Here is a 20289-nt window from a genome sequence, read left to right on the forward strand (position 1 = left end):
ATCAATAAGTCGGTCGATTTTTTAAGGGGTTCTGTGCTGTATAAATCGCTCATCTGTATTCAGGGTTACGACAATGGTCTGCGACACGCGGCCATCAGTGGCGCCGTCTATCTTTTGTTACTCGTGCTGGGGTTGCTTTTTGGCGGCGGTAGTTTCATCTGGGTGCCCGGGATTTTACTGGCGCCCGTACTACTGCTCAGTTGCCGTCGTCGCTTGGGTGATGGCGGCCGTAACCCCTGGTTGTCACTGATAGCCCTGCTGCCTTGGCTTATTCTGCTGTTGGCCCTGAGTACCGACCAGGCTGGCAGTTATCTGATAGGTGCCCTGGTGCTGGCTTTGGCGCTGCATGCAGGTTTGGCGCTGTTGCCTGGTGGGAATCGCGGCCGCGGCGCCCGCAGCAAGCGAGACTATGTGCAGGGATACTGTGGCCCTGTGCCTTTGAGCGCCGAGCGTAAGAGCAAGATAAGACGGGTTGAGCCAACCCTGGGCAGTGATGTTCATGGCTATGCAGATAACCACGCTCAAGGCTATTCAGATGATCACGTTTATCAGAGCAGCGACCACGATGATAACAAACCGCATAACAGCGGCGCCGGATACAATGCCGCGGGGCAGCAGCCTGGGCACCCTCTGAGCCAAGCGCCTGAGCCGGCAAGCTTTGCTGCCGCCAATAGCGACCATGATATCAGTCATGAAGCCATATCCTATGGACCTGGCCGCAGCCGTTATTTCGACTCGGCGCCGACCGAGGGCGATATCTCAGCGATAGATACAGAGCCTGGCTGGCATACAGATAAGCAAGCCCGCCATAAGGTCAATAGCGCTGAGCCTGGGGTTGATGATGATGAGGTCGACCGCACCGGCTCCTTGTCTGTGTTGCTGCTCTCCTGGCGCGATGCCATATTGCAACTTTGGCAGCGGCTTGGCAGCCTCTCGGCCGCCCAGCGTAAGGGCCTTGCCATAGCCGCGCTGGTCACAGCGCTGTTTGGTTTAGGATTGATCATATGGCTGCTGTGGCCTCAGGCTGAGCCTAATGACGCATCAGGCCGTGAGACTACTGAGATTGCGGCCGAAACTTCCGACAGGGTGACTGTGCGCCTGCCGGACAGCTTCAGCCTGTCGCTCGATGGCGACTTGCTGCGTATGAGCTGGCTTGGCGATACTGACGCCCCTGGCCCCTTGTGGGATCTGGCTACCGCCAAGGGCGATCGCCGCTGCGCCGAGCTGGTGTTCAACAATGGCACTGGCTATCGGCCCATGTCGGTCGTTATCGGCGATAACGGCAAGGTCGAAGCAGCCTTCAGCCCTCTGGATAGTCAGGTGATTGTTCAGGATATGGCGCGGCGGGGCTCGGTTAAGCTCTGCGGTTATGACTTCAGCCTTAAGGGCAGTCAAGCGGCATTGGGTTCTGTTCCTGCCTTCCGGCAGCTTATTGAATAGGGCGCATGTTGGCGCACGGTTAACCACAGCTTTGGTTCATCAGAGCCGTGATTCTGTTATACTGCCTCGCTTCTTTCGGCTCGGCTTTCTTCGCGGCATATTCGACAGTTTATGGATACAAAATTAACTCTGGTGATTATGGCCGCCGGGCTGGGAAGCCGTTTTGGCGGTGATAAACAGTTGGCGGCATTGGGGCCCAATGGGGAAACCATGCTGCAATTGGCGTTAGGCTCGGCCATCAAGGCCGGGTTTGCCCGCGCTGTGTTGGTTATCCGCCCTGAGCTTGAAAGCGAGATCTGTCGCCAGTTAAGCGACTTCCTGCCTTCCGGGTTTGAGTGGCACCTTTGTTATCAGACGCTGGACGATCTGCCACAGCCGGTATCGGCAAGGCAGACAGGGGATATCACAAAGCGCCACAGTAACAGGCAAAAACCCTGGGGCACGGCGCATGCCCTCTGGAGTGCCAGGCATCTGGTCGATGGCCCCATGGCAGTGATCACCGCAGATGATTATTATGGCGATCATGCCTTTGTGCAGTTGGCCGAGGGGCTTAGGCAACATCCCAATGAATGGATGATGGTGGCCTGGCCGCTGGGACTGACCTTGTCCGAGCATGGCGGGGTGAATCGTGGCCTGTGTGAGGTCAATGGGAAGGGTTACCTGACTTCGGTGCAGGAGTGGCTCGATATTCGTCAAGGCACCCATGGCCTTGAGGGAGAGCTTCAGGGCGAACGCCGGCCGATAGCCGCCGATGCCTTGGTATCCATGACCTGCTGGGGCTTTTCGGCGAATATATTTACCGCACTGGAGCAGGGGCTCAGACGCTTTTTGGCAACCCATGGCGATGATCTTAAAGCCGAGTGTTATCTGCCTGCGATAGTGCAAAATGCAATTGAGCAGCCAGACCCAGAGCCGTGCCAACAACAGCAAAACCTTGCCACCCGCAGTGTCAGGGTGGAAACCGCCCGCGAGGCCTGGTTGGGAGTTACATATCCCCAGGACGCCGCCCGGGTGAAACAGCAATTACAGGAGTTAATGGGTGCTTGAGCTTATCCGGCAGCAGGTGCTGCCTCACTTCGGGATCCCTGACAATGCCAAAATCAGCCCACTGGGCAATGGCCATATCAACGACACTTTTCTGATCCGCAGCGCCGATAGCGAACTTGTGCTGCAAAAGATCAACACCCAAGTATTTCGCGCGCCCAACGCCTTGGTCAATAATGCGGCCAAGGTCAGCGAGCATTTGAGTCAGTGTGCTGCTGAAGGCGGCTATCAACTGCAGCTGATAAGGCCTGTGATGACCCGCGAGCAGCAGTTGGCGGTGGATCTCGGTGAACAGGGATTCTGGCGCGCCATCAGTTATCTGCCTTTCAGTCAGAGCATCGAAGTGGTGCGCTCTGAGGCCGAGGCCGAACAGGCGGCGCGTGCTTTTGGCCATTTCGCCCGCGCCTTGAGCCAAGTAGACCCCCATGAACTGGAAGATGTGATCCCTCTGTTTCACCATCTGCCGGGCAGAATCGAAGCGCTTTCCAAGGCAGTTGCCGAGGACCCGCTTGGGCGCCTGCAGCACTGTCGGCAGTGGGCCGAGTTGGCCTTGTCCCAGCAATCTCTGCTTGCGGAGCTTGAAGATACCTGTGCCGGTTTGCCGCTGCGAATTTGCCACAACGACACCAAGATCAACAACATGCTGTTCGACAAGCGTGATATGTCCAGCATGGCCATCATAGATCTCGACACCTGCATGAAGGGTTTCCTGATGTATGACTTCGGTGACATGGTGCGCACCTTCTGCTCGCCCGAGGCCGAAGACTCCACCGCACTCGATAAGGTCAGAGTCAGGCCCGAAGTGTTTGCCGCCATCTGCCGGGGTTACCTGGCAGAGCTGGGCGAGGTGTTGACGCCACTGGAGCGCCAGAGCCTATGGCTGGGTGCGCGGGTGATCTGTCTTATGATAGGTGTGCGTTTCCTCACCGACTATCTGTTGGGAGATAAGTATTTTCATATCCATCGCGAAGGCCACAACCTGGACAGAGCCGCCAACCAGTTCACCCTCTATCTCAGCTTATTGCAGCAAAGCGAGGCCCTAAAGGCGTGTTTGGTTTGAGGGTATTATCTTCTGCTGTGTGGAATCTGTAATTCAATGAGGTAGTGAAGTGGTGTGCTTTACTCACTAATTGTGATTTTGACCTCCAGGAACTTTCATTGGCAAACATTTGACTAAAAGTTGAATAAAGGCGACCTCAGAGTCGAGCTGCGGATAAAACAACAGTATTGTTACACTTGGTTGTTCAGGCACATTCAGCATCAATCAGGCAATGGCAGCCGTAGAAGATACCGGAGAAAAATAAGTATTACTTTGGCTGTGAAGGCTGAAGTTGTTCTCTTATAATTGCAGGATTTTTGAGTTGGATATTCCCCCAAAATGAGCCATAAACTGACTGCTATTGACCTTTTCTCCGGGGCTGGGGGGTTTTCGCTGGCGGCTCTTCAATGCGGTTTTGATGTTTTGGCTGCCGTTGAATTTGATTCCGCTGCTGCCAACACTTATGAACAAAACATCAAAAAGACATTTGGCAGCAACACTACCAAGGTCTATAACACAGACATAAATCTGATTACCGACCTTGATCAATTCATGTTGGAAGTAGGTGTCAAACCGGGAGAGCTTGATCTCCTGCTTGGTGGGCCACCTTGCCAAGGTTTCTCTACTCACAGGATTAATAACGCCGGTGTTGACGACCCTCGCAATAGCCTGCTGCTTAAATACTATGAGTTTGTTCATTCACTTCAACCCAAGATATTTTTGATTGAGAACGTGGCAGGCCTCCTGTGGAAACGTCATGAATCTTACCTTGCAACATTGAAGAAAAATGCAGAGGAGAACGGCTACACCATTAAGTTTTGTGATTTGCTGAATGCGCGAGACTATGGTGTTCCGCAAAATCGCAAACGGGTGTTCATACTGGGGATTCGCAATGACCTTGAATTTGAAGAGGTTTACTTTCCCCCAAGCCCCACTCATTTTGCGCCGGGGGCTGATTTTGGACCATCTTGGCGAACAGCTTCCTGTGTATTTGAAAGACCACCGAAAGCTATCCTTAATCGCTATTGGCCCGAGTATTTTTCGAAGAAGACCAAACTTTCGAAAAAAGAAACTGATAATCTCTTGGCAAATCTGGAATTTGGCGGCAAGTTAGACATGAACGATCCACTGAATTTCCATATGGGGCATTCGGAAGATATGGTAAAGGTTTTTGGGTCTACGCCAGTGAACGGCAGCCGTGCCGATTCAAATCGCATTTTAAGATGCCATGAAAAACACAATGGCCACAAAGATGTATACGGACGAATGATGATTCATCTTCCATCAAATACTGTGACAACCGGATGCATTAATCCCTCGAAGGGAAGATTTGTTCATTTGTGGGAAAACCACGGCATAACCATGCGCCATGCAGCACGGCTTCAGACCTTTCCTGATAACTTTATTTTTTACGGTAATGCCACTCAGCAAGCAAGGCAGATAGGTAATGCTGTACCTGTCACATTGGGTGTTAACTTAATCAATCATATTGCAGACATTTTGAAGTAGGAGGTACGGTATGGGAAACACGACGTTGGAGATGAGATTCGATCCCAAAACGATAGAACATCTTGGCGTGAAGATGTATTCCACTCTTCCTCCTGCTTTATCGGAATTGATCTCCAATGCCTACGATGCTGATTCTGGTGAAGTTACTATCAAACTAGTGCAATCATCAGGTGTCCCTAAATCTATCACCGTAAAAGATGATGGTGAGGGAATGTCTCTTGAGGAGATCCAAACAAAATTCTTGGTTATTGGTCGAAATCGCAGAGATGAAGTAGGCGATATTAGAACTAAAAAGTTTGGCAGGCTAGCTACAGGCAAGAAAGGATTAGGAAAACTTGCTTTATTCGGTTTGGCTAATAAAATCACGGTTAGAACTATCAAAGGAGGTTTGTTAAACTCCTTTGAGTTATCTTGGGAGGCTCTTCTTGGTTCTAGTGATACATATAAGCCAAATGTTAGTAAAGTTGATCATCCTACAACGGCTCCTGATGGTACTGAAATTAAGCTTTCAGAATTAAAAAGAAAGAGTGCATTTGATGTTGTATCTCTTGCTGACAGCTTGTCAAGAATATTTAATGTAGATAGTAAATTTAAAATCAATATTAAATTGAATGATGAAGAGCCGGTTGAAATTGATTTTTCTAGGCGATATTCGACCATTGAAAAGCAGTTTGAGTGGAATGTGGAAGATTTTTTAAGTGGTAGTTATTCTGAGGTGATTGGCAAAATAATTACATCTAAAACACCAATACCTCCTTCGACGGGGCTTCGTGGTGTTACAATTTTTTCAAGAAATAAAATGGTTAACTTGCCTGAATATTTTTCAGATAGTTCTTCAAGTCATTTTTATCAATACTTGACTGGTTGGATTAATGCAGATTTCATTGATCAGATAAAAGATGATGTAATTTCTACGAATAGACAGTCTATCAACTGGGATAACGATGAAATGGCAGTGTTTAGGGAAAGCCTAAAGATAATGCTTTCGCAAATTAGCAGTGACTGGCGTAAGCGTAGAAAAGATTTTAATAATCAGAATGTTAAAGAAAAAACTGGGGTTGATGTAGAATCCTGGTATCCAACGATGAAACCTGAAACAAGAAAAAATACTAAGAAGATAGTTGATGTCGTAACATCTGATGAAACTTTTGAACATGCTGAATCTGTAGTTAAAGCTCTGCATGAGCTTGTTCCTGAATACCCCGATCTTCATTGGAGACATCTCAATGAAAATATAAGAGATAGAGTCGCATTATATTATAAGAATGAACAGTATGGTGAGGCAGCTGATGCTGCTGTTAAAATATTTTGTGAACATTTGAGAAATATTACATCCCTTAATGATGATGGTGTTGAATTAACTGGTAAATGTTTTGGTAATAATGCCAAGGTTAAGGTTGCTGATGTAAGTACTGTTACAGGTAAAAATATGCAGGATGGACAGGAGGCTATGGCGAGAGGATTGATTCGTGGATATAGGAACCCAATTTCGCATGCGCCGATTGATAGTATTGTTCCAAGAATTTTTACAGAAAAAGATTGTTTAGATATATTAAGTCTAACTTCTTATTTGCTCTCCAGAGTCGATAGAAGGATTGAAGATTCTGTAGAGTAATTCATCTTCCTTGTAAGTCAATTCGGTTTAATGAAATCTCTTAGTAAAAGCCAACAAATGTCCTGCATTCGGGGTGAGGACACTCGCCCTGAGATGTGGTTGAGAAAGCGGCTCCACGCATTGGGATACCGCTTTCGTTTGCATGAAAAACGCTTGCCGGGAAAGCCGGATCTGGTCTTGCCCAAGTATCACGCCATTATTTTGGTTAATGGCTGTTTCTGGCATATGCATCAGTGCCGTTATTTTCAATTTCCCAGATCATCGTCCATTCAAAATAGAGGGCCTGAGTGGTGGCGGAGCAAACTCTTGGGCAACAGAGCCAGGGACTTGGCGGCACAGGACAAGCTGCGTGAGCTCGGTTGGCGGGTTCTGGTGCTGTGGGAGTGTGCTATCAAGGGTAAGGAAAGGCGGCCCGAAGCCGAAGCCGAAGTCATTCAGACAGTTATTCAGTGGTTACATTCAGATATCCATTATCTTGAAATACCTCCTGTTGAAACAGTACAAAAATCCTGAGTTTGGCTTCAAAACCCTCTCAATCCTGGTTGTTTTCTTCACACATTTTCCCCTGCTCTTTACTGCAAAAAGTCGATCATGACGTTGACATGGGTCGGCAAGTGTTCGCACCTTCCTTTGCTGTGCTTAAGATCAAATGCTTATCTAAAACTCTTGCCATTCGGGTAAAGGCAATTTCTTTTCCAGTCTAATTCAGGCAGAATCTCGCACTTGAATTTGAAGGGCTTTTGTCTTTAGCCCAATAGGATAGGACGTCTTTGTCTGCTCCTCATTCGTTGGCGGCGGGCATGAGAACAAGGACTGGAAATGGAACTCCCATTACAGGTAGTGCAGGACCTGGCCCCGGATCAGTCATCTCTGGGGGCTGCCAAAAAGCTGCTCAATACATCCAAGTGGCCCATGTTGGGCGTAGCCTCTGAACTCAATAGTATTTGGGGGCAGTGCCAGGGATCGGGTGCCAATCCCTACCTCACCATGGCAGATGTGGTCGACCATGGTTACAAGTGTACCTGCCCATCTAGAAAATTCCCGTGTAAACATGTGCTTGCATTGATGTGGATCTTCAGTGAAAGCCAAGACAGCTTCAATGAGTCAACCCCGCCTGATTGGGTTGGAGAATGGTTGTCCCGTCGTCGTCGCAGTTCTGCCACCGCAACTGAGGATAACAAGCCCTCGGTGGCGAAGAATATCGCCACCGCCGGTAACGAAGAACCAATGCTCAGCCCGGAGCAACTCGCCAAGAATGCCGCGCAAAAGCAAAAGCGGGCTTTGGCGGCGCAGCAAGCCAGCGAGCAAAGCATACGTGAAGGGTTGGCCGAGCTTGAGCTGTGGATCCGCGATCAACAGCGAACCGGTCTTTCCGGACTGCTTAAGGATTTACGCCCCAGGGTTCGACGCATTGCCGCAAGGTTGGTGGATGCTAAAGCGAGTGCCTTGGCATCCCGAGTCGATGAATTACCGTCCTTGTTGGCTGGACTGCCGTTTGAGCTGCAACTGGCCCGGCTGATAGAAGAGCTGGGGATCTGGGTCTTGCTTTCCCGGGCTTGGCGAATCAATCCGCAGGATCCCGATGTTCGCCGGGCGCTGGTTTGGGCGGAAAATCGAGAACAGCTGCTGGCCAATGTCGCCGCCGGGATCAGTGGCCGCTGGTTATGTCTTGGTGAGCGTATCGAAACCCGACGGGACGGTTTGGTTAGCCATGCGACCTGGCTTTGGCCACTGGATGGCCAGTGTAGCTCAGGCGCCATGTTGCTCGACTATTATCCAGCCACGGCAGGCAAACGTGAGGCCAGCCTCAGGGCCGGTACCTTGCTTGAAGGGGAACTGGTCTTTTATCCCTCCAGGGCGCCGCAGCGCGCCATATTGACCCAGTACCAGATTCTGGCACCAGAAGCCGTATCCTGGCCCGCAGCCTCGGCTGTGACACCAGAGCAAGCCTTGTTTATGCTGCGGCGCACCTTGCCATGGGAAACTTCAGTGCCCTTGGTGCTGGGCCCTTGCCGTTTGCAGCAGGCAGAGGACGGTGGTTATTGGCTCAGTGTCGAGGAGCAGCTAATTCCGGTGAAGGGGAGAGACTTGCCACCCTTGGCACAGGGAGACTTGCAAGGGGCCTTTGTCTGCTGGCGTGGTGATGGAGCCGAGCTTCTGTCTGTTTGTACCAGTGCCTGGGGGGTGATCTCATGCTAAATGCTGAAACCCTGGAACAGGATCTGGCGCAGATTGACGAACTCAAGCAGCGTTGGTTGATAGGTGATGGCGGCGCGCCGGTTTTGCTTCCTGAGCACTGGACAGTGCCCGCCGATGCCGACGATGACGAGCGCACCTTGATGGCGCTGGCCTATTGCAGCCAGTATCCCCTGTTGCAACAACCCCATCCCCCCGGGGCGCTTAAAACCTTGCCCGGCTTGCCGCAACTGAGTCTATCCCTATTGCCCGGCCAATGTCGCCCGGCATTCAGGCAGTTACTGGCGCTGACCACCACATCCGGTAGTCAATATCAGGCGCTGTTGGCGCTGCTGGTGAGTCGTGGTTTTTCCCCTCATCCCGAAGACTGGCTGCCCGGTCGACAGGATGCAGAGCTGCCGCCTGAGTTTGAACCTTGGGTTTGCTGGGTTACCGATGCCAGGGATGAACCGCTTACCGAAGAGAGCTGGCCCGATAAAAGCCCGGCACAGAGGCTGGCTGCGCTTAGGCTGCTGCGGCGCCGGTCGCCGGATGCCGCTCGTGATTTGCTGGCAAGCATGGCCGCCTCGGAAGCCGCCGATAAACGCCTGAATCTCTATCAGGTATTGGCAGATGGACTGAGCTCGGCAGACTTGCCCTTATTGGTATCTCTGGAAAAAGACAGATCCCAGAAAGTGAAGGAACTGGCCAATCAATTGCAGATGCGCTTAGGTCAGGGCAACCAGCAAGCGGAAGATGAGACACTCACAGAGCTGGTAACTTGGCTGTCACTGAAACCTCGGGGGCTGCTACGGCGCGAAACTGTGCTGCTTGCTCCTGTGCTGAAAAACAGTGTCCAGAATCGTGACCGCTGCGCCGCACTGAAGAGCATTTCCTTGCCTTTGCTGGCAACTGGGCTGGGCATGAGTCTGGAGCAGCTTTTGTGCCAGTGGTCCTTTGCCGACAACGCCGGTAAGGGGCTCAATAGCCCCAATCAGGCTTTGCTGCTGAATGTTGCTGCCAGCTTACCCGAGGAACAGGTGTTGTTGGTGGCCAATCGGCTGCTCGATTGGGCCGTTGAGGAAAATGAAAATCCCATGGCTGAACTGGGTTTATTGGTATCCAGGTTAAACGAGCAAGCCAAGGTCAACCTGGCTCAGACGCTACTGTCCAAGGCTCCCGGCGATCTGCTCCCCAATGCTCCGTACGCACTATTTAGCAGTGAATGGCACTGGCTGAGTGTCGCAGAGTTCAGCCGTTGCAAGGCCACGGCTGAACTGCTTAAACAACTTAAAACCCTAGTGCAAGCCAAGGATGCGGACGAGATGGAACGGCAACTCGCTTGGGTGATGCAGCAATTGGGTTTGTGCCTGAACCTCGAGTGTGCTCAGTGGCTGCTGGCCGAGACAAAGACGCTGGGGATATCGCCCATGCACCCAATACTCGACTATTTGAAATTTAACGTAAGTTTGCAACGAGAAGGATGAAAAGATGAGTGACGTATTAAGGCAACCGGCGGAAGTCATTTATCAAGCCGAGCTGGATGCTCTGAAAGAAGAAGATCATGGCCAAAAGCCTGAGAATTGGCAACTGACGCCTAAAAGTGTGGTCAAGTATCTACTCGGTGGCACTACGGATTCCGGGGTGTCTATCAGCCCCAAATACATAGGCAATCGTCGCCTTATCGAAACAGCGGTTGCGACTTTGGCCACTGACAGGGCGCTGTTGCTCCTTGGGGTACCGGGTACCGCCAAGTCCTGGGTGTCCGAGCATCTGGCTGCGGCTATTTCGGGCGACAGTACCCAGGTGATCCAATGCACTGCAGGCACAGATGAAAACCAAATTCGTTACGGTTGGAACTATGCTCAGCTGCTTGCCAAAGGCCCCAGTAAGGACGCCTTGGTGCCGACACCACTGTTCCGGGCCATGGAGTCTGGTACCTTGTGCCGTCTGGAGGAATTGACCCGCATGGGGTCGGATGTCCAGGATACCCTGATAACCGTATTGTCTGAAAAAATGTTGCCGGTGCCCGAGCTGAACGATGCTGTGTTTGCCAAGCGTGGTTTCAACATCATAGCTACCGCCAATAACCGCGATAAAGGTGTGAATGAGCTGTCTTCGGCACTCAAGCGGCGCTTCAACGTCGTAGTGTTGCCGCTACCCGATGATATGGAGCAAGAAGTAGAGATCATTCGTCGCCGGGTGGTCGAGATGGGTCAAAGCCTGTCACTGCCGGTGCCCGCCAGTGCCAGCAGTGAAATTGAGAAAGTGGTAACTATCTTCCGCGAACTGAGAAGCGGCGCTACCTTGGATGGCAAGATGGCGCTCAAGGTGCCTTCGGGGAATCTGTCCACTGCCGAGGCTATTGCCGTGATGGTTGGCGGCTTGAGTCAGGCAGCCTGGTTCGGCGATGGTCAACTGGGAGCTGCTGACGTGGGAGCCAATCTGGTGGGAGCCATAGTGAAAGACCCTGTGCAGGACAAGTTGGTACTCGAGGAGTATCTCGAGACTGTGCTGAAAAAACGCAGTGATTACAGCTCCTATTACCACAGCATCAATGAACTGCTGTGAGCCGTGACCGCCAGAGAACACTTGCTCATGAAAAATATCCATTATTTTGGCATTCGCCACCATGGTCCGGGCTCGGCCCGGCGGCTGGTGGCGGCGCTGGAGCGGCTGAAACCGACGTTGGTTCTGATAGAAGGACCGGCTGATTGCAGTGAACTGGTGCCATTTTTGGCCAGTGACGAGATGAAACCGCCGGTGGCTCTCTTGTCATTTGTCACCGATGAAACAGGCCACAGCCTCTATTATCCCTTTGCCGAATACTCGCCCGAGTATCAGGCGTGCCTCTGGGCATTGAACACCAATACCGAGGTGCGTTTTATTGATTTGCCTGTATCTGTGCAGTTGGCATCCAGGCTGCAGGATATTGAGCCTGAGCCGGAAGATGATGACGATACAGCAACAGAGGCTGACGATACAGATTTAGCCTCTCTTCCTGAAGATTCCCCCGCGCCTTACGAGGGCCGGCTCCGTCAGGATCCTGTCTCAGCACTGGCCTTGCTTGCCGGTTATGAGGACGGTGAAAGTTGGTGGAATCATGTCATAGAACAGGGCAGTGATGACGATCCTGAGCTGTTTGATGCGTTGGCCCAGGCCATGGCCGAGCTCAGGAGTGCCATGCCCAACGACAGCTTGAGAGAAGCCCAGCGAGAAGCCTTTATGCGGCTGCAAATTGCCGAGGCGGCCAAACAAAACGCGGGACCAATCGCTGTGGTTTGCGGTGCCTGGCATCTGCCGGGGCTGAAGACCAAGGTTAGCCAGAAAGAAGATAAGGCACAATTGAAGAGCCTCCCGGCAAAACTGGCGCCCAAGCGGGTGAGCTCAACCTGGATCCCCTGGACCAGCCCAAGGCTCGCCAGTGAGTCTGGCTATGGAGCCGGGGTGGCCGCGCCCATGTGGTACAGCCACCTGTGGCAACACGGTTATGACGAGGTATCTTTGACTCGCTGGCTAACCCAGGTTGCCGACATGTTGAGAGCGGCCGGGCTAATGGTTTCAACCGCCGCTGTGATTGAGACCCTGCGCCTGTGTCATAGTCTGGCGGCCATTCGCGCTCGTCCCAGTCCTGGATTCGAAGAGGCGCGGGATGCATCTATAGCCACTATGTGCGGCGGAGAAGCCAGGTGGTGGCAACAGATTTCGCAGCAACTCTTGCTCGGCTCCCGGGTCGGTGAAATACCCGCAGATGTGCCTTTGGCCCCCCTCTTGGATGACTTGCAGCGTTGGCAAAAGAAAACCCGTCTCAAGAGCGAGGCTTTGCCGCGGGAGCTTTCTCTCGACTTGCGCAGTGAGTCGGGCCAGCTGAAATCCTGGTTTTTGCATCGCCTGAGGCTGCTCGATGTGCCTTGGGGCGAGCAGGGCAGTGCCGGCGCCAGCCGAGGAACTTTCCGTGAGCGTTGGGTGATCGCCTGGCAACCTGAGTTTGCGGTGCAACTGGTTGAAAATCAAATCTATGGCAGTTCACTGGTACAGGCGGCAGCCGAACGTACTATCCAGCGCATGCGGGAGCAAAGGCAACTGGGTGAGTTGGCAAACCTGGTGTTGGAGGCCTTGGAGGCTGAATTGCCCCGAGCGGTAGAGCTGGGCTTCGAACTGTTGGCCGAGCGTGCAGCACACACAGCCGAGGGCTTGGATCTGCTGGATTGTTTGCCTCCTCTGGTGGATATCAGCCGCTACGGTACCTCGAGAAACCTGTCGCTGGCCCATGTTAATGAGTTGATTGAACGCTTGGCGGTGCAGGCATCTTTATCCTTGCCCATTGCTGTTCGCCAGTTAAATGAGGACGAAAGTAATCATTACCGGCTGGCCGTAGGCAGAGCACATGCCCAGTTGGAGTTGGCACAAGTGGCAGATTCTGTCATGGAGGGCTGGTGGCAGGCGTTAATCGAAGTGGTCAATACTGGCCTATGTGATGCGGGAGTCCGCGGGCTGTGCTGTCGCCTGCTGTATCAGGCCAAACGCCTGGATGAAGACTACCTGGCTCAATTGATGGCGAAAATGTTGTCACCGGCCAATCCGATTGCCGAAGCCAAGGGGTTCTTCGAGGGCTTCTTCAGCGGGGCTGCCGAACGCTTGCTTTACGACCCCAGGTTGCGACAGTCGGTGGACAATTGGCTGTTATCGCTTGAGGAAGAGGCGTTTGTCGAGAGTCTGCCGTTGCTGCGGCGGGTATTTGCCGAGTTGGATGCCATGGAGCGTCGCCGACTGCTGGATAGTCTCAATGCCAAAGCTGTGGCAAAAGGCACTGAGTATTCCGTTAATGATGCCTTGGTACCGCTCTGGTCTGCCCATCTGGAAGGGCTGGGCAAGTTGCTTGCAGGAGACAATCAATGGATGAATTGATGAGACAGCGTCGCTGGCAACTGGCCCTTGGCGCAGAATTGGAACAGGCGCCCCTCAATGGCAGCGACAAACGTTTGAATGAGGCGTTGTCGGCACTCTATGGTGACGGAAAACATTCAGATACACGTCGCGGGGGCTTGGGTGGCTCAGCACCCAGAGTGGCGCGTTGGCTTGGGGATATTCGCGAATTTTTCCCGGCATCTGTGGTGCAGTTGGTGCAGCGGGATGCCTTCGAGCGCTTGGGCCTGAAACAGATGCTGATGGAGCCCGAGTTCCTGCAAGCTATGGAGGCCGATGTGCACTTGGTTGCGGATCTCGTCAGCCTCGGGGGCATGATGCCGGCGCAAACCATGGAAACGGCGCGGCAGGTCATTCGCAAGGTGGTAGATGAACTCCTGGCCAGGTTGGAACAAAAAACTGCCGAGGCTATTCGTGGTGCCGTGGATAAAAGCAAACGCAGTTTTCGTCCCCGTCATGCCGATATCGACTGGCACAGAACCATCAGTGCCAATTTACGTCACTATCAACCTGAGCTTGGCACTGTGATGCCCGAAAAACTGGTGGGCTATACCCGCAAGCAGCGGCGACAGGTGGATCTGGACGAGGTGATCCTTTGCGTTGACCAGTCCGGCTCCATGGCGACATCTGTGGTGTACAGTTCCATTTTTGCGGCTGTGATGGCCTCCATTCCAGCGGTGAAAACCCGGTTGGTGTGTTTTGATACTGCGGTAGTGGACCTTACTGATGAATTGGCCGATCCGGTGCAAGTATTGTTTGGCGTGCAACTGGGTGGTGGTACAGATATTAACCAAGCGGTAGCTTACTGCGCCGACAAAATTGAGCGCCCATCCAAGACTCACCTTATCCTGATCACGGATCTCTATGAAGGGGGCAATGAAAAGGAGCTTAAGGCTCGGGTCGCTGAACTGCTGCGCCGTGAAGTGAATGTGATCACCCTGTTGGCGTTGAGCGACGATGGGCGTCCGGCTTATGACAACCAAATGGCCGCGGATTTTGCCGCCATCGGCAGCCCGGTGTTTGCCTGTACGCCGGACAAATTTCCCGAGTTGATGGCCACGGCGCTAAAAAGGGAGGATGTGCTGCAATGGGCGGCAGACGCCGGCATAGCCACGGTTAGAGCGACTGAGTAAATACCATGAAGAAGCAGGCTGATGCCTGCTTTTTTAATCCAAGGTTCAGGCCGAAGCTTTCCCTTATCTCACATCACAGCCAAGGACAAGCTGGGCGCTACTCGTGGATCCGTCACCTGCACCTCGGACAAGGCCACTGTCTTTCATGCTGCCATCACGGTAGCTTCGCGGTTAAAAAATCTATCATGGCGCAGACCTTGGCCGGCAGGTGCTTGCGCCTGGGGTAGACGCAGTAAATAGCGTGTCGGGGCAGCCGATACTCGGGCATCAGGGCGACCAGGCGGCCCTTGGCGATATCACCTCTTACAATAAAGTCCGGCATGTTGGCTATCCCCAGGCCTTGGAGAATCGCGCTGTGAATCGCATCGCTGTTATTGACCTCGAAGTTGCCTTTGGGCTCGATTCTGACTTCGCCGCCCGATTGCTGCTGGGGGCCTTGAAAGCGCCATTCGCTGCCACCGCGAAACAGCGAATAGAACAAACAGTTGTGTTGGCCGAGCTGCTCTGGCGTTTGCGGGGTGCCGTGGCGCTTTAGGTACTCGGGGGCGGCCACCAGGAAACTCTCGCATGGCGCGATGCGCTTGGCAACCAGGCTGGAATCTGCCAGTTCACCAATGCGCAGCGCCAGATCAAAACCTTCGGCAATCAGATCGGTATGGCTGTCGCTCAACTCAAGTTGCAGGCGAATATCAGGAAAACGCTGCAGAAATTCAGCCATCAGCGGCGCGACATAGCGGCGGCCATACACCATGGGCACAGACATCCTCAGCAGCCCCTTGGGGCTGTGTTGCAGCTCGCCTATGACATCTTCCGCCTCCCTGGCGAAACGCACCGCATGGCGCACAGAGTCATAGTAGCGCTCGCCTGCTTCCGTCAGGCTGAGCGAACGTGTGGTGCGGTACAGGAGTTGCACCCCGAGGCGCGTTTCGAGCTGGCTTATTCGCTTGCTGATTGCCGACTTACTGCTGCCGAGCTGCTTGGCAGCGGCCGAGAAGCTGCCGGACTCCACCACAGCGACAAACACCGGCAGGGCATTGAAGTGATCCATCTTGATAGTTGAGTTCTTGGAAACTGTATTGCGACATTATCGGTAATTATCCTAAATGGCAAAACAATGTAGAGTGGCGTCTGCTTGAAGGGCGGCGACAGACGCCCTGTCGAGCCCGAATAATGCCCGCCATTGGCTGGCCAAGATTGATTCGCACACGCCGGAGAAGAGAGATGCAAGGCAGCCGCAACCGAGAATCCAATATGCCGCTATCCTGGGGAGCCGCCCTGGTGGCATTCATTGCCGGTGGCTTACTGGCGCTGATGATCCAGCTTAACAGCCAGTTGGCCTCGGCCGGCTCACCCCTGCTGGCTTCCTGGATAGCCCATGGTGCCGGGGCGTTGACCGCCCTGTTGTTATGGCTATTTATGGGAAGGCGAAAGGTAGCCCCATCGCCAGGGGGGCCTGAGCAGAATAAGCAGCCAAAGCGCACCTTGCCACTTTGGGCCTGGCTTGGCGGTCTGCCCGGCGCCATGACTGTGATTCTGGCGGCCATCTGCGTCAACTCTCCCCTGGGGCTGGGCGGAACCCTGGCACTTCTGCTGCTGGGGCAGTTACTGTTCGGCGCCATCAGTGATTCTCGAGGCTGGTGGTTGTTGCCAAAGCGGCAACTGCATCCACTCGAGTGGCCGGCATTACTGCTGGTACTGGCCGGGGCGCTGTTGCTGATATTTTCCGCTCACGCTTAATTTTTACCTGGGGATAAGATGATGTTGTCACTGTTTTTGTTGTTGGCGCTGGCCAACGGCGTCATGGTCAGCCTGAGCCGCAGTTTTAACGGTGCACTGGCGGCAAATAAAGGCGCGCTGCAGGCATCGTTGCTGAACCACCTATTGGGTTTTTTACTGCTGACCTTGGTATTGGCGGTTTATACCCTGTTTCAGGGCGGCGCAGTATGGCAGCTGCAGGCTACGCCGGCTTACACTTGGCTCGGCGGCGTGATAGGCGCCTTGTTTGTTGCGACCAGCAGCTGGGCTCTGGCCAGGCTTGGCGCCATGGCCTGTGCCCTGTTGGTGATTTCCGGACAGATGCTGACCGGTGTCTGGCTCGACAGCCTTTCCCGTGAGTTGGGCTGGCAGGCCTGGCTGGGTGCGGCGCTGATCCTGGCTGGTGTGATACTGCAGCGCCTGGCGGCCAAGGCGCAAACCCGTCGAGTCGGCAGCGGGTTGGACGCCGCCGACGTCAAGGCGTAAAATTCGCAACTTGTGTCCTGTATAACGCTATGTTTTCGGGCTATGGCTTTTGGTTTAAAGAAGAATAGGGAAACAGGAGAGAAGAATGCCGTACTCTAATAGTCAGGCTTACCAGTGGGTATTGTTTGATGCCGATGAAACCCTGTTTCAGTTCGATGCGCCGCGGGGGCTCAAGTTGATGTTTTCCCGTCAGGGGGTGGATTTCAGCGATGCCGACTATGCCGAGTATCAGCAAACCAATGCGCCGCTGTGGGTGGCCTACCAGGACGGCAAGATCAGCGCCAGCGAGTTGCAGCTGACCCGTTTCAGCCATTGGGCCAAACGTCTCGGGCGCACACCTTTTGAACTCAACAGCGCCTTTATGACGGCAATGGCCGATATCTGTGAGCCGCTTCCCGGTGCTGCCGAGCTGCTTGATAGCCTCAAGGGCCGTGCCCGCTTGGGGATTATCACCAATGGTTTTACCGAGCTGCAGCAGGTGCGGTTGCAAAAGACCGGCTTTGCCGAACACTTTGATCTGTTGGTTATTTCAGAAGAGGTCGGCTTGGCCAAGCCGGATCCGGGTATCTTCGAGCATGCGCTGGCCAAGATGCAGCAACCCGAGCGTAAGCGGGTATTGATGGTGGGTGACAACCCCCATTCGGATATTCTCGGCGGCCTTCAGGCTGGTCTGGATACCTGTTGGCTCAACGTTAAGGGTGAGGCGGCACCCGAAGGGATTAAGCCCCATATCGAGGTGCGTTCACTGAGTGAACTGCAAAGGCAACTCTGTAGCTGATCCGCATCTTACTCAAAGCATTTTTAAACCCAAGGCCCGCCATTATGCGGGCCTTGGGCATTTCTGCACTGCCGAGAAAAACCGCCGTCCACCAGTTAATACCTTTAGGGGATGCTGATACACCTTTAGAGCGGCTGTTAAAAACATGATCCAAGTCAATTGATAATTATTCTCATTCGTATAATATTACGCAACTTTGTTGATTTGGGGAGATATCTGAGTGAAACCGACTTATCTGGCAGTTGTTTTGGCGGCTCTGTTGAGCCCGCAGTTGATGGCGGCAGAAACAGAAGAAGCGCAGGAGCCGGCTGCAGAAAACATGGAGCGCTTGAGTGTGGTAGGGGTCAGGCAGCGGCTGGAGCAAGCCGGCACCCTGGCCAACACCATAATGAAGACAGAGGTGATAGACGCCAGCATCATAGAAAACAAGAATGCCGTTAACCTGTCGGAAGCTATAGATAACTCTCCCGGGGTAAAAGTCTCCAACGAATGCTCCATGTGTGGTGTGAAACGCATCATGCTCAACGGCATGAAAGGGGAGCAAACCACGATTCTGGTGGATGGTTTGCCGGTGCATACCATGATTTCCGGTTATTACGCCGTCGATGCCATTCCTACCACAGGGATTGAACGCATCGAAGTGGCCCGCGGTGCCGGGGCTTCACTGATTGCCCCTGAGGCGATTGGCGGCACCATCAACATCATCAGCTATGAGCCGACCGAAAACGGTGCCGAGTTGGATATCGCCGCCGGTGAAAATGGCTATCGCAAAGTGGGCTTCCTCGGCAAGGGCGTCAGTGAAGACGGCCGCACCCGGGCGACGCTGGTGGCTCAGTATGACGACAGAGATCAGTTCGACGCCGATGACAACAAGGTCAACGAGGCGCCATTGCAGGAAAACCGCAGCGTAACCGCCAGAATTTCCCAGGATATCGGCGACTTTGACAACCTGGTGCTGCGAATTGCCAATATCCAGTCGGAGATCTTCGGTGGCCCCATGCTGGGCAGCAACTTTGCCGATGGCACAGCTTCCAGCATAGGCAGTGTACTCTCAGGTTTTGATGATAAGCCCAGTGAGCCGCAGCAGCTGTTTGAAGACGGTGATATCCGCAAGCGCTACAAGGGCAAGGCCTGGGAAACCACAGAGTGGATCAAGACAGAGCGCAACGAGGCATCGCTTGCCTGGCTGAAGGAGTTCAGTGACGACTGGAACATGCACCTGGCGGTAAGCTATGCCGAGCACAAGCAGGATTCCTTCTACGAGGGGTTCGATTATACCGCCGATGACAAGATGTGGTTCTTCGACGCCAGATTCAACTACCTGCTCAACGACAGCCATTTGTTGACCTTCGGCGCCGATCTGCGTACCGAAGAGATGCGCTCCCACTCCCGCGCCGGCAGCGCCAACCCTGACTATGTCTCCGACTCTTTTGACTATGACGTCAAGGGCTTGTACCTGCAGGATACCTGGCAGGTGACAGATGCCCTCGAAGTCGCCATGGCGCTGCGTTACGACAGCATCACTGCCGACTTTACCGACCCCAGCAAGCCGGGCACAGAGTTGGACGAGTCGATACTCTCGCCCAGAGTGGATATCCGCCTGCGTCACAATGAGCTGTGGACCTCGCGTCTGTCTGCCGGCCGTGGCTATCGGGCGCCGTTGTCATTCTTCGAGACTGATCACGGCATTCTGGATGGCTCATTGGGGTTTGATATCGATATCGACGAGCTGGAGCGTTCCAACTCGGTGAACTATGCCCTGAGCTACGAGGGTGACAGACTCACCTCTACCGCCTCCGTGGCCTGGACCGAAGTCGAGCATCTGGCGGCACTGACCACCAACGACCAAGGGATCCCATTGTTGACCCAGTTGGATGAGAAGGCCAGTGTGGTGACCACAGATATCGCCCTGGGCTATCGCCTGACCGATGACCTGACGATAAACCTCACAGGTGAGCACTTCGACTATGATTCGGTATTCAAGTCTTCCTATGCCGTGGCACCTATCGAGGAACGGGTGACCCTGAGCGTGGATTGGGACGTCAACGACTGGGAATTTTTCGCCAACCTGGTGTGGATTGGCGGCCGCGATCTGTCGCAGTACGGTTATGAAGGTTACAACCGCCTGGATGCCAACGGTAAGGTGGATCCCGACTCGAAGAAGCGTACCGATGCGCCGTCCTACTTTACCCTGGACTTGCGTGCCAGCTATCAGTTCAACGACAACCTGTCTTTCTATACCGGGGTCAGCAACCTGTTTGACTATACCCAGGCAGGTGACGAGGAAAGCCCCTTGTTCTATGACGCCGAAGGCGCCTTCGATGTGGGTTACATCTATGGCCCGCTGCGTGGCAGAGAGATCTATGCCGGCATGAAACTGGTGTTCTGA

16 protein-coding genes are annotated in these 20289 nt (G+C 53.5%); 15 read left to right on the plus strand and 1 reads right to left on the minus strand.

The window, feature by feature from the left end; translation table 11 throughout:
- The first annotated feature begins 33 nt into the window (after positions 1–33).
- From N512_RS23745 to N512_RS0108815, 11 genes are all read left to right on the plus strand, one after another.
- Positions 34–1440, plus strand: a complete 1407-nt coding sequence (locus tag N512_RS23745) for a hypothetical protein (RefSeq protein ID WP_028780078.1) — start codon at positions 34–36, stop codon at positions 1438–1440.
- Between the two features lie 111 nt (positions 1441–1551).
- Positions 1552–2487 (plus strand): NTP transferase domain-containing protein, encoded by a 936-nt coding sequence (locus N512_RS0108770; RefSeq protein WP_028780079.1) that lies wholly within the window; start codon positions 1552–1554, stop codon positions 2485–2487.
- Positions 2480–3544: a phosphotransferase enzyme family protein gene (locus tag N512_RS0108775; RefSeq protein ID WP_028780080.1), complete on the plus strand. Its 1065-nt coding sequence runs from the start codon at positions 2480–2482 to the stop codon at positions 3542–3544. Before N512_RS0108770 ends, N512_RS0108775 begins: the two co-directional genes overlap by 8 nt.
- A gap of 318 nt (positions 3545–3862) precedes the next feature.
- Complete coding sequence (locus N512_RS0108780) at positions 3863–5032, plus strand: DNA cytosine methyltransferase (RefSeq protein ID WP_231473548.1); 1170 nt, start codon at positions 3863–3865, stop codon at positions 5030–5032.
- A gap of 10 nt (positions 5033–5042) precedes the next feature.
- Positions 5043–6647, plus strand: coding sequence for a TIGR02391 family protein (locus tag N512_RS0108785; RefSeq protein WP_028780082.1), 1605 nt, complete (start codon positions 5043–5045; stop codon positions 6645–6647).
- A 30-nt stretch (positions 6648–6677) separates the two neighbouring features.
- On the plus strand, positions 6678–7160 hold the full coding sequence (locus N512_RS0108790) for a very short patch repair endonuclease (RefSeq protein ID WP_028780083.1): 483 nt from the start codon (positions 6678–6680) through the stop codon (positions 7158–7160).
- A 306-nt stretch (positions 7161–7466) separates the two neighbouring features.
- A complete protein-coding gene (locus tag N512_RS22630; RefSeq protein WP_051472724.1) occupies positions 7467–8846 on the plus strand; it encodes an SWIM zinc finger family protein in 1380 nt (459 codons plus the stop codon).
- Entirely contained in the window at positions 8840–10309 is a 1470-nt protein-coding gene (locus N512_RS0108800) for a DUF5691 domain-containing protein (RefSeq protein ID WP_028780084.1), read from the plus strand. The genes N512_RS22630 and N512_RS0108800 overlap by 7 nt, the downstream gene beginning before the upstream one ends.
- 4 nt (positions 10310–10313) lie before the next feature.
- A complete protein-coding gene (locus N512_RS0108805; RefSeq protein WP_028780085.1) occupies positions 10314–11393 on the plus strand; it encodes an ATP-binding protein in 1080 nt (359 codons plus the stop codon).
- Positions 11394–11420: 27 nt separating this feature from the next.
- Entirely contained in the window at positions 11421–13730 is a 2310-nt protein-coding gene (locus N512_RS22635) for a DUF5682 family protein (RefSeq protein ID WP_037474557.1), read from the plus strand.
- Positions 13718–14881 (plus strand): VWA domain-containing protein, encoded by a 1164-nt coding sequence (locus N512_RS0108815; protein ID WP_028780120.1) that lies wholly within the window; start codon positions 13718–13720, stop codon positions 14879–14881. The genes N512_RS22635 and N512_RS0108815 overlap by 13 nt, the downstream gene beginning before the upstream one ends.
- A gap of 154 nt (positions 14882–15035) precedes the next feature.
- Here the strand turns inward: N512_RS0108815 and N512_RS0108820 are convergent, their stop codons facing one another.
- Entirely contained in the window at positions 15036–15929 is an 894-nt protein-coding gene (locus N512_RS0108820) for a LysR family transcriptional regulator (protein ID WP_028780086.1), read from the minus strand.
- Positions 15930–16102: 173 nt separating this feature from the next.
- Here N512_RS0108820 and N512_RS0108825 point away from each other — a divergent pair, with 173 nt between their 5' ends.
- From N512_RS0108825 to N512_RS0108840, 4 genes are all read left to right on the plus strand, one after another.
- The gene (locus tag N512_RS0108825; protein WP_197021444.1) at positions 16103–16618 is read left to right on the plus strand and encodes a DMT family transporter; all 516 of its coding nucleotides are present in this window, start codon (positions 16103–16105) and stop codon (positions 16616–16618) included.
- Between the two features lie 18 nt (positions 16619–16636).
- A complete protein-coding gene (locus tag N512_RS22640) occupies positions 16637–17122 on the plus strand; it encodes a DMT family transporter (RefSeq protein ID WP_223828871.1) in 486 nt (161 codons plus the stop codon).
- Positions 17123–17207: 85 nt separating this feature from the next.
- Complete coding sequence (yjjG, locus tag N512_RS0108835) at positions 17208–17900, plus strand: pyrimidine 5'-nucleotidase (protein WP_028780088.1); 693 nt, start codon at positions 17208–17210, stop codon at positions 17898–17900.
- 220 nt (positions 17901–18120) lie between these two features.
- Positions 18121–20289: a TonB-dependent receptor plug domain-containing protein gene (locus tag N512_RS0108840; protein ID WP_028780089.1), complete on the plus strand. Its 2169-nt coding sequence runs from the start codon at positions 18121–18123 to the stop codon at positions 20287–20289.

It is taken from the genome of Shewanella sp. 38A_GOM-205m, from assembly GCF_000518445.1.
Classification (GTDB): Bacteria; Pseudomonadota; Gammaproteobacteria; order Enterobacterales; family Shewanellaceae; genus Shewanella; species Shewanella algae.

Bases quoted from the DNA above. Each gene is read 5' to 3' on its own strand.
- N512_RS0108770 (WP_028780079.1), top strand. From the start codon at position 1,552: ATGGATACAAAATTAACTCTGGTGATTATGGCCGCCGGGCTGGGAAGC.
- N512_RS0108780 (WP_231473548.1), top strand. From the start codon at position 3,863: ATGAGCCATAAACTGACTGCTATTGACCTTTTCTCCGGGGCTGGGGGG.
- N512_RS0108785 (WP_028780082.1), top strand. From the start codon at position 5,043: ATGGGAAACACGACGTTGGAGATGAGATTCGATCCCAAAACGATAGAA.
- N512_RS0108790 (WP_028780083.1), top strand. From the start codon at position 6,678: ATGAAATCTCTTAGTAAAAGCCAACAAATGTCCTGCATTCGGGGTGAG.
- N512_RS22630 (WP_051472724.1), top strand. From the start codon at position 7,467: ATGGAACTCCCATTACAGGTAGTGCAGGACCTGGCCCCGGATCAGTCA.
- N512_RS0108800 (WP_028780084.1), top strand. From the start codon at position 8,840: ATGCTAAATGCTGAAACCCTGGAACAGGATCTGGCGCAGATTGACGAA.
- N512_RS0108805 (WP_028780085.1), top strand. From the start codon at position 10,314: ATGAGTGACGTATTAAGGCAACCGGCGGAAGTCATTTATCAAGCCGAG.
- N512_RS22635 (WP_037474557.1), top strand. From the start codon at position 11,421: ATGAAAAATATCCATTATTTTGGCATTCGCCACCATGGTCCGGGCTCG.
- N512_RS0108815 (WP_028780120.1), top strand. From the start codon at position 13,718: ATGGATGAATTGATGAGACAGCGTCGCTGGCAACTGGCCCTTGGCGCA.
- N512_RS0108820 (WP_028780086.1), bottom strand. From the start codon at position 15,929: ATGGATCACTTCAATGCCCTGCCGGTGTTTGTCGCTGTGGTGGAGTCC.
- N512_RS0108825 (WP_197021444.1), top strand. From the start codon at position 16,103: ATGCAAGGCAGCCGCAACCGAGAATCCAATATGCCGCTATCCTGGGGA.
- N512_RS22640 (WP_223828871.1), top strand. From the start codon at position 16,637: ATGATGTTGTCACTGTTTTTGTTGTTGGCGCTGGCCAACGGCGTCATG.
- yjjG (WP_028780088.1), top strand. From the start codon at position 17,208: ATGCCGTACTCTAATAGTCAGGCTTACCAGTGGGTATTGTTTGATGCC.